This window comes from Neorhizobium huautlense (assembly GCF_030811685.1).
GTDB classification, from domain to species: domain Bacteria; phylum Pseudomonadota; class Alphaproteobacteria; order Rhizobiales; family Rhizobiaceae; genus Neorhizobium; species Neorhizobium huautlense_A.
The window spans coordinates 263,500-276,749 of the sequence record NZ_JAUSRF010000006.1; the positions used below are offsets into that span (position 1 = coordinate 263,500).

General features: G+C 61.2%; 13 protein-coding genes. 6 read left to right on the plus strand and 7 right to left on the minus strand.

Features of this window, described 5'->3' with window-relative positions; genetic code table 11:
• Nucleotides 1–39: 39 nt before the first annotated feature.
• The gene (locus J2T09_RS11360) at nucleotides 40–990 is read right to left on the minus strand and encodes a cell division protein FtsX (protein ID WP_306834549.1); all 951 of its coding nucleotides are present in this window, start codon (nucleotides 988–990) and stop codon (nucleotides 40–42) included.
• Between the two features lie 100 nt (nucleotides 991–1,090).
• Nucleotides 1,091–1,750, minus strand: coding sequence for a cell division ATP-binding protein FtsE (ftsE, locus tag J2T09_RS11365; protein WP_153355299.1), 660 nt, complete (start codon nucleotides 1,748–1,750; stop codon nucleotides 1,091–1,093).
• A gap of 216 nt (nucleotides 1,751–1,966) precedes the next feature.
• On the opposite strand from ftsE, the gene J2T09_RS11370 reads away from it, so the two are divergent.
• From J2T09_RS11370 to J2T09_RS11380, 3 genes are all read left to right on the plus strand, one after another.
• A complete protein-coding gene (locus J2T09_RS11370; RefSeq protein ID WP_306834344.1) occupies nucleotides 1,967–2,677 on the plus strand; it encodes a hypothetical protein in 711 nt (236 codons plus the stop codon).
• 162 nt (nucleotides 2,678–2,839) lie between these two features.
• Complete coding sequence (gene hpt, locus J2T09_RS11375; RefSeq protein WP_306834346.1) at nucleotides 2,840–3,400, plus strand: hypoxanthine phosphoribosyltransferase; 561 nt, start codon at nucleotides 2,840–2,842, stop codon at nucleotides 3,398–3,400.
• Between the two features lie 129 nt (nucleotides 3,401–3,529).
• The gene (locus tag J2T09_RS11380; protein ID WP_306834348.1) at nucleotides 3,530–3,910 is read left to right on the plus strand and encodes a response regulator; all 381 of its coding nucleotides are present in this window, start codon (nucleotides 3,530–3,532) and stop codon (nucleotides 3,908–3,910) included.
• Between the two features lie 987 nt (nucleotides 3,911–4,897).
• On the opposite strand, the gene J2T09_RS11385 is transcribed toward J2T09_RS11380, so the two are convergent.
• From J2T09_RS11385 to argH, 4 genes are all read right to left on the minus strand, one after another.
• Complete coding sequence (locus tag J2T09_RS11385; protein WP_306834350.1) at nucleotides 4,898–7,672, minus strand: TIGR02302 family protein; 2,775 nt, start codon at nucleotides 7,670–7,672, stop codon at nucleotides 4,898–4,900.
• A 171-nt stretch (nucleotides 7,673–7,843) separates the two neighbouring features.
• The gene (gene lysA, locus J2T09_RS11390; protein ID WP_306834352.1) at nucleotides 7,844–9,112 is read right to left on the minus strand and encodes a diaminopimelate decarboxylase; all 1,269 of its coding nucleotides are present in this window, start codon (nucleotides 9,110–9,112) and stop codon (nucleotides 7,844–7,846) included.
• Between the two features lie 13 nt (nucleotides 9,113–9,125).
• The gene (gene lptM, locus J2T09_RS11395) at nucleotides 9,126–9,335 is read right to left on the minus strand and encodes an LPS translocon maturation chaperone LptM (protein ID WP_306834354.1); all 210 of its coding nucleotides are present in this window, start codon (nucleotides 9,333–9,335) and stop codon (nucleotides 9,126–9,128) included.
• 109 nt (nucleotides 9,336–9,444) lie between these two features.
• Nucleotides 9,445–10,848, minus strand: coding sequence for an argininosuccinate lyase (gene argH / locus J2T09_RS11400; RefSeq protein ID WP_306834356.1), 1,404 nt, complete (start codon nucleotides 10,846–10,848; stop codon nucleotides 9,445–9,447).
• Between the two features lie 21 nt (nucleotides 10,849–10,869).
• Here argH and tlpA point away from each other — a divergent pair, with 21 nt between their 5' ends.
• The 3 genes from tlpA to J2T09_RS11415 all read left to right on the plus strand — a co-directional run bounded on the left by tlpA (nucleotide 10,870) and on the right by J2T09_RS11415 (nucleotide 12,289).
• On the plus strand, nucleotides 10,870–11,544 hold the full coding sequence (gene tlpA / locus J2T09_RS11405; RefSeq protein WP_306834358.1) for a thiol:disulfide interchange protein TlpA: 675 nt from the start codon (nucleotides 10,870–10,872) through the stop codon (nucleotides 11,542–11,544).
• Nucleotides 11,545–11,648: 104 nt separating this feature from the next.
• Entirely contained in the window at nucleotides 11,649–11,891 is a 243-nt protein-coding gene (locus J2T09_RS11410) for a type II toxin-antitoxin system VapB family antitoxin (RefSeq protein ID WP_306834360.1), read from the plus strand.
• Nucleotides 11,891–12,289: a type II toxin-antitoxin system VapC family toxin gene (locus tag J2T09_RS11415; protein WP_306834362.1), complete on the plus strand. Its 399-nt coding sequence runs from the start codon at nucleotides 11,891–11,893 to the stop codon at nucleotides 12,287–12,289. The genes J2T09_RS11410 and J2T09_RS11415 overlap by 1 nt, the downstream gene beginning before the upstream one ends.
• A 4-nt stretch (nucleotides 12,290–12,293) precedes the next feature.
• Here the strand turns inward: J2T09_RS11415 and J2T09_RS11420 are convergent, their stop codons facing one another.
• Nucleotides 12,294–13,175 (minus strand): 3-hydroxybutyryl-CoA dehydrogenase, encoded by an 882-nt coding sequence (locus J2T09_RS11420; protein WP_306834364.1) that lies wholly within the window; start codon nucleotides 13,173–13,175, stop codon nucleotides 12,294–12,296.
• Between the last annotated feature and the right edge of the window lie 75 nt (nucleotides 13,176–13,250).

Sequence of the window (13,250 nt, forward strand, 5' to 3'; positions counted from 1 at the left end):
AACAGGGCCATATTTCGAAGCCGCCCGGCGTCGGTCACGTCAGGACGAGGGAAGCCCGTCTGAGCGGGCCGGATCGGAGCGGACCAGATCGATCTCGTCGATCGTGCGCATGACCGTGAAACGGGCAGTCAGCGTCGTCAGCAGTGCGATGATGGCGATCGTGGCGATGATGCCGATATAACCGCCGAGCCCGATGGTGAATGTGCCGAACAGCGCTGTCGCCTGATCGCTTTCCGGGGTTGCCAGCGACCGGCTCTGCCAGAAGCTTGCGATCGCGAACAGCAATGCCGCCAGCACGCCACCGGTGGCTGAGCCCTTCAGGCTGATCTTCAGAAAATGTTTCTGGAATTCACGGGCCACGAAACCGCTTTCGGCGCCGACGAAATGCAGCACCTCGACGATGTGGCGGTTGCTGGACAAGGCCCCGCGCGTGGCAAAGACGACGGTCAGGATCATCGCCGTGAACACGAGGATGAGAATGCCGCCGCCGATCATCACCGTGGTCTTGGCCATGGAAACCAGACGATCGACCCAGGTGCGGTGGTCATCGAGAAAGGCCTGCGGGATTTCCGCATGCAGACGGTCGCGCATGGCCTGGAAGTCGGGCGGGTTGCTTTCATCGATGGTGATGATGACAAGGCGCGGAACCGGCAATTCCTTGAGGTCGAGGCCGCTGCCGAGCCAGGGTTCGAGCAGGCGCGCGGTGGCACCGTCGTCCATGATGGTGCCGCCCCGGGTGCCGACGAAGCTGAGCGCCAGATCGCGTGCCTTTACAAGCGTCGCATCCATGTCCAGCCCGTCATCCGGCTTGATCTGGATGGTGATTTCTCGCGAGATCTGGCTTTCCCAACTGGCGGCGGTGGCCCGCACCATGCTGACGCCGCCGAGTGTGAGACAGGCGAGGAAGGACATGATGGCGATCACCACCATCAGCGCATTGCCCTGAATGTTGGAGGGCGGCAGGATGGGGCCGGTGGGGCGCACCTGCATTTCGGCGCGGCGCGGCTGCTGCTCCGGCAGGTCGTCGGTGGCGGGGATCGCCCGCTTGGATTCCTGTTTCGGCAGGCGTGACCGCCTGATGCGCTCGAACTCATTCATAGATATCGAGCCGCCCTTCGGTGAGGATCATCCGGCGCGCATCCACCTGATCCATCAAAGCCAGATCGTGAGTGGCGATGACGACGGCGGTGCCGAGCCGGTTGAGTTCGAGGAAGAGGTTGAGCAGGCGGCGTGCCATCGGCGGATCGACGTTGCCGGTCGGCTCGTCGGCGAGCAGGATTTCCGGCTGGTCCATCAGGGCGCGGGCAATGGCGGCACGCTGTTTTTCACCGCCGGAAAGCACTGCCGGCAGAACGTTGATACGCTCGCCGAGGCCGACCCATTTCAGAAGCTCGATGACGTCATTACGATACGAGGATTCGTCCTTGCCGCGTACACGCAAGGGAAGCGCGACGTTTTCATAGGTGGTCAGGTGATCGAGAAGGCGAAAATCCTGATAGACGATGCCGACGCGCCGGCGCAGCATCGGCATTTCGCTGCGCGGGATCTGCGTCAGATCACGATCGAACATGCGGATCAGGCCGCGGGTCGGCTGCAGCGACAGGAAAAGCAGACGCAGAAGTGTGGTCTTGCCGGCGCCGGATGGGCCGGTGAGGAATTGGAAAGAGCCGCTCGGGATGTCGAACGTCATGTCCCGGAGAATTTCCGGACCCATTCCATACCGCAAACCGACATTTTCGAAATGGATCAACCGATCGTCCAGTCCATCAGGTTTTGGTTTTTCGCGTGCGTAAACGCAGAAGGTTTACAGAGCATGAATCTTTGGCGGAAAGAGGTGGATTAGCGACCGTCTTTGCGAAGCATTAACCAATTAAATTTACTTCTGGGCGGGATTCGTTTCAATGCCCCTGCTTCTTCGTGCTTTTCAACTCTCGGGGATAACGGGCTGGAGGAGGCCGGAGAAGCCATGAGCGCATTTCGTTCACGCCAAGAGGGCCGTTCACACCAAGAGAACACGACCGCTGACTACGACATCCTGCCGCCTTCGCCAAGCCGTCGTTCGCAGGCGCAAGGTCGGCAAACACAAAATGACGTTGTCGATGCGCAGTTCGTGACGGTGCGCGACAGCGCCCAACGCCGCAGTTTCGAAGCCGCTCCCCGCAACGACAATCGCCGATCTGTTCACCGTCCGGCGCCCGCTGCCGTTTCGTCGGTGGCGCAGCGCGGTTTTGCTGCGCGACTGGTGGGGCGCGCCGAACAGGCGCTGATGCGTATGTCGGCGGATTTTTTCTCAGCCATCGTTGCACTGGTCTTCGTGCTGGTCTTTGGTCTTTCCGGCGGGTTTTCGCTGATCGGAGGAGGGCCGGCGGATGCGGCACCCGTGCGTGGCCTCACCATCACCCATGCCAACCTGACGCCGCAGGATGCCAATGGCATGCAGGCCATGCTGGTGACCGGCATTATCGAAAACGGCGATGCCATCGACCGGCCGCTTTCAGTCATTCGCGCCGAACTCGTGTCCGGCGGTCTGGTGGTTGCCGAAACATTGATCGCGCCGCCGGCGGCGTCGATCGGGGCGAAAGAAAGCCGTGGATTCTCGGCCCGCATGGCCTATGCCGGTGGAAAAAAGCCGGACTTGCGCCTTTCCTTCGTCGACAAGGGTGCCCCGCGCCTCTGATTGTGCTATCGGCCCCGCTTTACACTATCGCGTCCACTTTGCACCGGAGATGGCGCAAAGTGGACGCGATAGCATTTTAAGATTTGCGCATCGTACTTTCCGAAAACCGGAGCCGGTTTTCGGGTCGATTGCGCGGGCGCCAACAGGCCAAAGGAGAAGCATATGCCCGTGGTCCGCGGAAAGACTATCGAACCGCTCTACACTGCCGAGCAGATTGCCGAGCGCAACCATGCGATCGCCGCCCAGATCGCCACCGGTCCGACCAAGGATCTGCTGGTCATCGCCATCCTCAAGGGCTCGTTCATTTTTGCCGCCGACCTTCTGCGTGCCATGCACGATGTGGATCTGGCCCCGGAAGTCGAGTTCATCACGCTGTCGAGCTACGGCACCGGCACGGTCTCGCAGGGCGTTCGCATCGTCAAGGATATCGACAGCGACGTGCATGGCCGCGATGTGCTTTTGATCGACGACATTCTCGAATCCGGCCGCACGCTGAAATTCGCCAAGGAACTGCTTTACGAACGTGGTGCACGAAACGTCACCATCGCCGTGCTGCTCGACAAGCGCGTCAAGCGCAAGGAAGACCTCGAGGCCGATTATGTCGGCTTCGAATGCCCGGACTATTTTGTCGTCGGTTACGGCATGGACGTGGCTTATGCGTTTCGCGAACTGCCTTTCGTCGGTGTCGTCACCGGTGATGCCGAGGCCGCATCGGAAGGCTGACAGATGTCGTAACCTGACACAATGACACGGCCTGTTAACCACGTTGCTTGACCCTGTGACCGGCGTTTACTCCTTAAAAAGGAAAGACTGGTCATTTGGGTGCCAAATTGAAGCACGGAGAAAACAGCCATGGCAAAGATCCTGATCACCGAGGATGAGGATTCCCTGCGTCGTTTCGTGGCTCGCGCATTGCGTCTCGACGGTCATGAAACCTGCGAGGCGGCGGATGGCGCCGAAGGCCTGGCGCTGCTCGATGAAGGTCCGTTCGACCTTCTCCTCTCCGATATCCGCATGCCGATCATGGACGGTATCGAGCTGGCGCATCAGGCATCGGCAAAGTTTCCCGACCTACGCATCCTGCTGATGACCGGTTATGCCGAACAGCGCGAACGCGCCGACGACCTGATGACCAAGGTGATCGATGTGGTCGACAAGCCGTTTGCCCTGCCGGATATCCGCAAGGCCGTGGCGCAGGCACTGGCGGTGCAGCGCGAGACGCGGGCGGCCTGATCCGGTTCGCCGTCAATCTTTCTGCTCTGATGTCAGGGCAGAGTCCGCCCTTGGCGATCTTCGGATTTTTAAAAAACACCCGCGCTTTGCGGGTTATGCGGCCGGGGCACGTCCTGTGCCTCCTAATTTAATTTTATAATGGCGCACGACGTGCCCCGTTTCGGCGGTTTTTGTCCGCGACTTCGGTTCCTCTGCGAAAGCCGTGCCCGTGATTGCTCATGAACCGGCGATCATGTGTGCCGCACAGGCACGCCCGGCGCGCTTCTTTCGGGCTTCAGAAGCCATACGAGTTTTGACGCTCGCACGACTTCCCCCGTGTCGCCGGAGGGGAACCAGTTTCCGCGAACCCTGTTGCTGGAGACTTACGTCTTTTCTCCAACACCAGCGCCGGCTCCAACTCGCCGGGACGCCTCCCGGTGTATCCACGATGGAACACGTTGAGTTTAGGCACGGGCTTTCAGAGCGTGGATGAAGTGCGCTTAAACTTTTTTACAAGCCGTTGTTTTCGCTTGAAACTATTTTCTGGAAATAAGGCAATTGGGGCAGCGTGTTCTGTTTGCGACATGACGGTGTAAGCCGGATCGGCGTTCAGGACGTCGAGTCTGGGGTGGGGCCCCCTCACCAAGCGCGTCCAGCGCTCGGCTTAGCCTCTCGCGGACTTGCTATCCTCTCCCGCAAGGGGAGAGGGAGGCGTCGAGGGTGCCGCAGCGTTATCTCTCCCCTGGTGGGAGAGAAAGCGATTTCAACATCTTAGCCGAAGGCTAAGTGTTAGAAATCGCCAGTGAGGGGCTCACCTTTGGGTGCGATGCACTCTTTTCTCGCCGTCATCCCGGCCTTGAGCCGGGATCCAGCCACCGCGCGTCTGCGCGGTGAGAGAACTCTCTCTTCGAGGTGGCTGTTCGCGAGTTTTGCGCGCCACAGACGCGGCGCTGCTGGATCCCCGCCACAAGGGCGAGGATGACGGAGGAAGGGCTGCACCCCACCGGATCAGCGCATTTCCAGCAGGCGTTCCAGATAGCGCCGTTCGGCTTCACCCGAGAGCGCGCCGCCGAGCTTTTCGCGGATGGCATCGAGGATTTCGCGGGCGCGTTGCACGTCGATTTCGTCCGGCACCTTCACCTGATCGCCGAATTCCGGGCCGGAGCTGGAGCGCAGGCGACCGAGCGGGTCGCGGCCGTTCTGGCCACCCTGATTGGCCATGCCTTCCCCTTCGCCCTGACCCTGTCCGGGCTGCTGGCCCTGCATGGCCTGCATCATCTGCTGCATCATGCTTTGGGCACCCTGACGCAGGGCATTGAGCGCATTGCCCTGACCTTCGACGGCCTGTTCGCCCTGACCCTGACCCAGTGCCTGACCGGCATTGCCCATTTCGCGTTCGGCCTGACCGAAGCCGGGGCCGGGATCCATGCCGAGTTCCTTGAGGCTCTTCTGTAATTCGCCGAGCTGTTTGCCGAGACCTTCCTGCTGGGCGCGCAGATTCTTGAGCGCCTCGCGCAGCTGTTCGGCGGTCATCTGGTCCGTCGATTGCTGGCCCTGACCCTGCTGCCCTTGGCCCTGTTGGCCCTGCTGGCCTTGTTGACCGGGCTGCTGGCCACCTTGCTGGTTCTGCCCCTGCTGGTCTTGCTGGTTTTGTCCCTGTTGATTCTGGCCCTGCTCATAGGGGCTTTCGCCCTCTTCGCCGGGATCACCGCGCTGCAGGCGATCGCGCAGGGCTTGATCGAGCTTGAAGGTCTCGTCCATCAGCCGCTGCTGCTGCTGCATGATCTCGCCGAGCTTGTCGATCTGCTGGCGCATCTGGCTGTTCTGCTGCTGGCCTTGCTGACCCTGCTGGCCGCGCTGCGGGCGACCGGCCTGCAAATTGTTCATCATCCGCTGCAATTGCTGCAACATCTGCTGGGCGGCATCGCGATTGCCGGAACGGGCCAGATTTTCGATCTGGTCCATCATGTTCTGCAGATCGCGCTGGCGGATCATGTTTTGCGCCTGCATGTTCTGCTGGCCCTGCGGCGCGTTCTGCATGCGCTTGGCCACTTCGTTCATGAATTCCTGCATGGCTTCACGCAGTTCCTGCGTCAGCTTGGCGATTTCCTCGTCAGACGCGCCCTTTTCAATGGCGTCGGACAGGTTCTGCTGGGCATCGCGCAGGCGTTTTTCCGCAGCCGAAAGGTCACCGTCCTCGATGCCGAGGGCGATCTCCCAGAGATATTCGGCGGTCTGTTTCAGCTGTTCCTCGCCGCGTGCCAGTTCCATGCGCGTGTGTGCGGACCGGATCAGCAGAAAGTGGCTGAGATTGGGAATGGTTTCGTCGGGGCGAATGGTCAGCGCCTCGTTGAGCGCGATCGCCTTGGGCATCTGGCGGATGTCGAGCGCAAACACCTGGCGTTCTTCGGCAACGGCTGCGGCCAGCGGTTCGGTGAAGTTGCGCGACGGCAGAACCATTTCCAAGGACGGGCTGCGGCCTTCCTGACCGGCGCCATCGGTGGCCACCAGTGTGATGCGCACGCGTTTTCCGGCCAGCGGATGTTCCGTGAGGTTGCGGCTGGACAGCCCCTTGGCCTCGCGATTGTTTTGACGCGGGATGTCCAGCTTGTAGTCGGGCAGGGGGTAGAGCGGCTTGGCCTTGTCGTCGGGCTTTTCTACCGGTTCGATCAGTGCCTGTGCCTTGACGATCCCGTAATCGTCCTTGGCGCGGAAACCGATTTCCAGGGCACCATTGACGGCGCGGCGCGGCTGGTTTTCGAAGGCGATTTCAGGTGCCTTGTCGGGGATGACGTCGAACATCCATTGTTGACCGTTGACGCTGAGATCGCCGCTTTCGCCGACCTTCATCGCATAGGTGCGGGGGGCTAACGGTTTGTCTGCGTCGTCGGAGGCTGTGGTCGATGCCGGCTGTGCGCTGCCCGGTGGTGTGGCTGGGTCCTGCGGTTTTTGTTCGTTGGCGGCAAGGATGCGGGCTTCGCCACCTTCAAGGGGTGAGAAGCGAACGGTTTCTTCGCCTTCACCACCGGTGACACGAACGGTGAGTTCCGAATTTTCTGGGATTTCGACGGCCTGTGCGCCGGTCGACTGGCGGCCGGTGAGGAAAACCGGGGCCTTGCCGGTGTAGCCGGGTGGCGTCAGCCAGGCATCGATGCGCAGATCGGGATTGATGCGGGCAGCCGGTGCGGATGGCATGAGGGCATCGGCTGGCGAGCCACCGCCGTTCGAAAAGGAATACCCGAAGGCTGCGACCAGAATGAGTGCCGGAAATGCGCGCAGGCCGTAACGGTCGTGGTTGGCGATGCCGGGTCGGGGCAGGCCGGCATCGAGCGCGGCGATGCGCTGCGCCATGCGGGTCTGGTGTTCGCGCCAAAGTGCGCGTGAAAATGGAGTCTCGAAGGCCGGTTCGTCGTCCTGCACGCCGACGGGCTGGTGGGGAAGATTATTGCGGTCTTCCAAGAGACGGTCGGCATCGGCGGCGTTCGGAAACCGCAGGCGCGCCAAAGGCAGAAGCGAAGCCAGGAAGGCGAAGATGAAGGCAAAATTCAGCGTCCAGCGCAGCCAGTCCGGCGAGATGCGCAGGAGGCCGAACCACGAGACGGACAGGAACAGCGCGACCACGCAGAGCGGCGCTATGGCCAGCGGCAGCAGGCGCTCGAGGAAAAGCACAAGACGGGCGACGCCGCGTTTGAGGGAAACGCGGCGGGCCAGTTCCGGCTTCAGCGCGAAGGCACCTTTGGCGGCACTGTTTCCGGTCTTGTTGCCCGTGTCTTCCGGTCTCATGCGGTCCGTCTCCGTCGTCGTGGCGGCGCAAATCGGCGGCGCGGTGCGCTGTAAACGCGATCCTTCAAACAGCAAGGATAGCAATCTTTGTGGCGAAGACGAGGGGGCAGGGGCCTAAGCCCCCGCATTTTGCGCAGTATCGCTCAATCGTGAACGGGTTTTTGGCCGATATCAGGCCAGCCAGTCGGGGATCGAATCGAGCGCGATCAGCTCTTCATATGTGCCGCGCGGGCGGATGACGTGGAACGTATCGCCCTTGACCAGCACTTCGGGAACGAGAAGCCGGGTATTGTAGGTGCCGGCCTGCACGGCGCCGTAGGCACCGGCGGAGGCGATGGCGAACAGGTCGCCGGGCTTCGGCACCGCCATGTCGCGGTCGAGCGCCAGATAGTCGCCGGTCTCGCAGACCGGGCCAACGACGTCGGCCTTGATGTGGGCCGCATCCTTTTCCGGCAGGACGACCGGGCGAAGGCCGTGATGGGCCTCGTAGAGCGTCGGGCGGATCAGGTCGTTCATGGCGCCGTCGACGATGACAAAGGTCTTTTCGCCGGCATCCTTCACGTACAGCACTTCCGTGACCAGAATGCCGGCATTGCCGACGATCAGGCGGCCGGGTTCGGTGACGATGCGGCAGTTGAGGCTTTTCAGGCCTTCGGTGACGATTTCCGCATAGGCCGTCGGTTCCGGCGGCGGGTTGTTGTCGTCGTGATAGGGAATGCCGAGGCCACCGCCGACATCGACATGGGTAATCGTGTGGCCATCGCCGCGCAGGGTTTCGACCAGTTCGCGCATCAGCTTGAAGGCATCGGCAAACGGCTGCAGCTCGGTGATCTGGCTGCCGATATGCATGTCGATGCCGGCGACTTCGATGCCGGGCAGGGTGGCGGCATGCGCGTAAACGTCACGGGCGCGCTTGTAGGAAATGCCGAACTTGTTTTCCTTCTTGCCCGTAGAGATTTTGGCATGGGTGCGGGCATCGACATCCGGGTTGATGCGGAAGGAGACATGCGCCTTTTTGCCGGCCTTGACGGCGCGCAGGTTCAGCACTTCCAGTTCCGGCTCGGACTCCACGTTGAAGCAGTAGATGCCGGCTTGAAGCGCGAAATCCATTTCGGCGACGGTCTTGCCTACGCCGGAAAACACGATGCGTTCGGCCGGAATGCCGGCTGCCAGCGCGCGGCGCAGTTCGCCACCGGAAACGACGTCGGCACCGGCGCCGAGGCGGGCGAGCGTCTTCAGCACCGCTTGGTTGGAATTCGCCTTCATGGCGTAACACACCATGGCGTCGAGGCCGTCAAAGGCCTTCGAAAACACCTTGTAATGCCGCTCAAGCGTTGCGGTCGAATAGATGTAGAACGGCGTGCCGACCGCCTTGGCGATCTCGGGAACGGGCACGTTTTCGGCGTGCAGCACGCCGTCGATATATTGAAAATGGTTCACGGATCAGCCCGGATTAAAGCAGGGAGTCGAGGACGAAGGGCTTTTCAGGCGCCTGTTCCTTCGGCGCATGGGTGTCCTTGCGCTTGTTCTGCATTTCGATCGGCGTGCTAGGACGGTCGAGATCGCCCTTGCGGCCACAGCCGGCAAGAACGAGGCCGGCAACGGCAGCGATGACCGTGATGCGGCCAGCATGGCGCCCCAAATTCAGCAGCGATTTCGACATTCCGGTTCCCTTAAAACAGCTTGGCGGACGACGATGTCATAGAGGGTTTCGTCGTCCTTGTGCAGTCACATTCGAAAAGTCGGGCGGCTTGCCCGGCTGTTGTTTGCCATCAGTTGCGCGCGCGCCACCAGGCGATCTGCTTGCGCACTTCTGCAGGCGCCGTGCCGCCAAAGCTGGTGCGGCTGGCAACCGAGGCATCGACGGACAGAACGTTGAAGACGCCATCGGTGATCGCCGGGTTGATCTCCTGCAGTTCGGCGAGCGAAAGCTCGGACAGGTCGCAAGACTTGCTTTCAGCCAGCGCCACGGCGCGGCCGGTGACATGGTGGGCTTCGCGGAAGGGCAGGTTGACTTCGCGCACCAGCCAGTCGGCGAGGTCGGTCGCGGTCGAATAACCGGCGCCGGCGGCCTGGCGCATGCGGTCGGTGCGGATGGTCATGTCGCGCATCATGCCGGTCATGGCGGCAATCGCCAGTTCCAGGTTTTCGGCGGCGTCGAACACCTGTTCCTTGTCTTCCTGCATGTCCTTGGAATAGGCGAGCGGCAGGCCCTTCATGACGGTGAGGAGGGCGACCAGCGAGCCGTTGATACGGCCGGTCTTGGCGCGCACCAGTTCGGCGGCATCCGGGTTCTTTTTCTGCGGCATGATCGACGAGCCGGTGGAAAACGCATCCGACAGGCGCACGAAACCGAATTGCGGCGTCGACCAGATGACGATCTCTTCGGCGAGACGCGACAGGTGCATGGCGCAAATGGCGGCGACCGACAGGAATTCCAGCGCGAAATCGCGGTCGGACACGGTGTCGATCGAGTTGCGGGTCGGTTCGCGGAAGCCGAGCGCCTTGGCGGTCATGTGGCGGTCGATCGGGTAAGGCGTGCCGGCCAGCGCCGCGGCGCCGATTGGGCTTTCGTCGAGATGATCGATGGCGTGGCGCACGCGGGCGCGGTCACGGCCGAACATTTCGACATAGGCCATGCAGTGGTGGCCAAACGTCACCGGCTGGGCGGTCTGCAGATGGGTGAAGCCGGGCATGACGGTATCGGCATGTTCTTCCGCACGGTCGAGGAAGGCGGCGATCAGGTCGCTCAGCATCTTTTCCGTCTTGGCCAGTTCTTCCTTCACCCAGAGACGGAAATCGAGCGCCACCTGATCGTTGCGCGAACGGGCGGTGTGCAGGCGGCCGGCGGCGGCGCCGATGATGTCGGCCAGCTTCGCCTCGATATTCATGTGAATGTCCTCGAGCTTGCGCGAGAACTGGAAGGAGCCTTGCTCGATCTCTGACATGATCGTGTTCAGGCCAGTGATGATCTTGTCTTTATCTTCGCTCGAAATGATGCCTTTTTCGGCGAGCATGGTCGCATGCGCGATCGAGCCGCGAATATCCTGGGCGTAGAGCTTCTTGTCGAAACCGATGGAGGCATTTATCTCCTCCATGATGGCATCCGGCCCGGAAGCAAAACGACCGCCCCACATCTGGTTGGAGGAGAGTGCGTCCTTCGTGCCGTCAGCCATGATGCCCGTCCTGGAGTAGTTATGACAGAGAAACGACCTTTCGGCCTACCGTCTGCCAGATTGATTGCCATTGCTGCCACCGCGGGGATCCTGGCGGGAGCCGTGGCGGTATACGTGACGAACATGGGGTCTGGCAATGCCAGCGAGATTGCCGGCGGCGCCTGCGAGGGCGCGGTCAAGCGGGTGGCGACGGTCAACGAGCTGTCGAAGGGCGAAGTGGCGGCGATGAGCGGCGTCGATCGCCCGCGCCCGATCGATACGCTTGTCTTCAAGGATGCGGCGAAAGGCGAGGGCGCGCCGGATCTGACCATGGCCGATTTTGCCGGCAAGACGGTGCTGCTCAATCTCTGGGCCACATGGTGCGTGCCCTGCCGCGAGGAAATGCCGGCACTGAACACATTGCAGCACGAATTGGGCGGCAATGACTTCGAGGTCGTCGCCATCAACATCGATACAGGTAGCGACCAGAAGCCGAAGAATTTTCTCACCGATACCGGCGTCGATGCGCTTGGCTTTTATCGCGACAGTTCGATGGGCGTGTTCAACGCGCTGAAGAAGGAAGGCCTTGCCTTTGGCTTGCCGGTGTCGCTGCTGTTCGATGACAAGGGGTGTCTGATCGGCTCGATGAATGGACCGGCGGAGTGGGCGAGCGAGGATGCCAAGAAGCTGGTGAACGGTGTCAAGGCGCCGATCTGAGGCATCCTGTGCTTGTCATTTATTCGCCTCATCCTGCCAGTCCTGTATGGATGACGCCCGGCAATCGTAATGATATGCTCTCCGAATGCTTTTAGAGTCAGGTCATGACGCTGCAAATCCGAGATGAACGTGCCCGTGAACTTGCCGAGAAACTTGCGAAAAAACGCAATGTCACGATGACGGCTGCCGTCATTCAGGCGCTGGAAGGGGAATTGCAGCGCGAAAACGCCACCGTGCCACTTTCGAAGCGGGCAGCGGATATTGCCCATGACTTGAAAGCGCAGGCCGGTCCGAAGGGGCGCAGCCTCAGTAAGCAGGAGGTCGATGAACTCTGGGGGCAACCCTGATGTTCATCGATACATCGGTTATCGTTGCCATTCTTGCCGATGAAGCCGATGCCGCAGACTATGCGCAGCGTATCGAACAGACGCCGGGTTGCCTGACGTCCGGCCTCGTCATTCTCGAAGCTTCCATGCGCCTCGCAACAATGCTCGATATTCACCCGGTGATCGTCGAAAAGCGTGTTCGCCTGCTGCTTGCCGAAGCCGGTATTTCCGTCATGCCGATCGATAGTGCAATTGCCACCATTTCCGTCGAAGCATTTGCCGACTATGGCAAGGGACGCGGCCATCCGGCGCAGCTCAATCTGGCCGATTGCATGTCCTATGCATGCGCCAAGTCAGCCGGCGTCCGGCTTCTGTTCAAGGGCAATGATTTTTCGCATACCGACATCGTTGCCGGTTAGTGCCTTACCGCGTCGGCACCGGCACTTCGCCGCGATAGTCGTAGAAGCCGCGACCGGATTTGCGGCCGAGCCAGCCGGCCTCGACATATTTCACCAGAAGCGGGCAGGGGCGGTATTTGCTGTCGGCCAAGCCATCATGCAGGACCTGCATGATCGACAGGCAGGTATCGAGGCCGATGAAGTCGGCGAGCTGCAGCGGGCCCATCGGATGGTTGGCGCCGAGCTTCATGGCGGTGTCGATCGCTTCGACCGAGCCGACGCCTTCATAGAGCGTATAGATCGCCTCATTGATCATCGGCAGCAGGATACGGTTGACGATGAAGGCCGGAAAATCCTCGGCGACGGTAAAGGTCTTTTCGAGGGTGGTGACGTATTCCTTGGCGGCGTTGAACGTCTTTTCTTCCGTCGCGATGCCGCGCACCAGTTCCACCAGTTTCATCACCGGCACCGGGTTCATGAAATGGATGCCCATAAAACGTTCCGGGCGGTCGGTGGCGGAGGCAAGGCGGGTGATGGAGAGCGATGAGGTGTTGGTGGCGAGGATCGCTTCCGGGCGCAGGACGGGACAAACGGTCGCAAAGATCTTGCGCTTGATCGCTTCATCTTCGGTTGCCGCCTCAACCACGAGATCCATCGAGGCGAGGTCGTTGACATCGGTCGAGCCGCTGATCCGGGAGAGCGCCGTCTTGCGTTCTTCTTCCGTCAGCTTGCCGGCGCCGACCTGGCGGGCGAGCGTGCCGTTGATCGTGGCAAGGGCCGCTTCGATGCGGTCCTGCGCCAGATCATAGATCTGGATCTTGTAACCGGCGATGGAGGAAACATGTGCGATGCCGCAGCCCATCTGACCTGCGCCGATGATGCCGATATTCCTGATGGCCGTGGACATGTTCGCTCCTGCGTCTTTGCCGGTGTCATTAAAAAATGTCGTCTGAATGTAAAATGCCGAACCCTAATCGGGTCC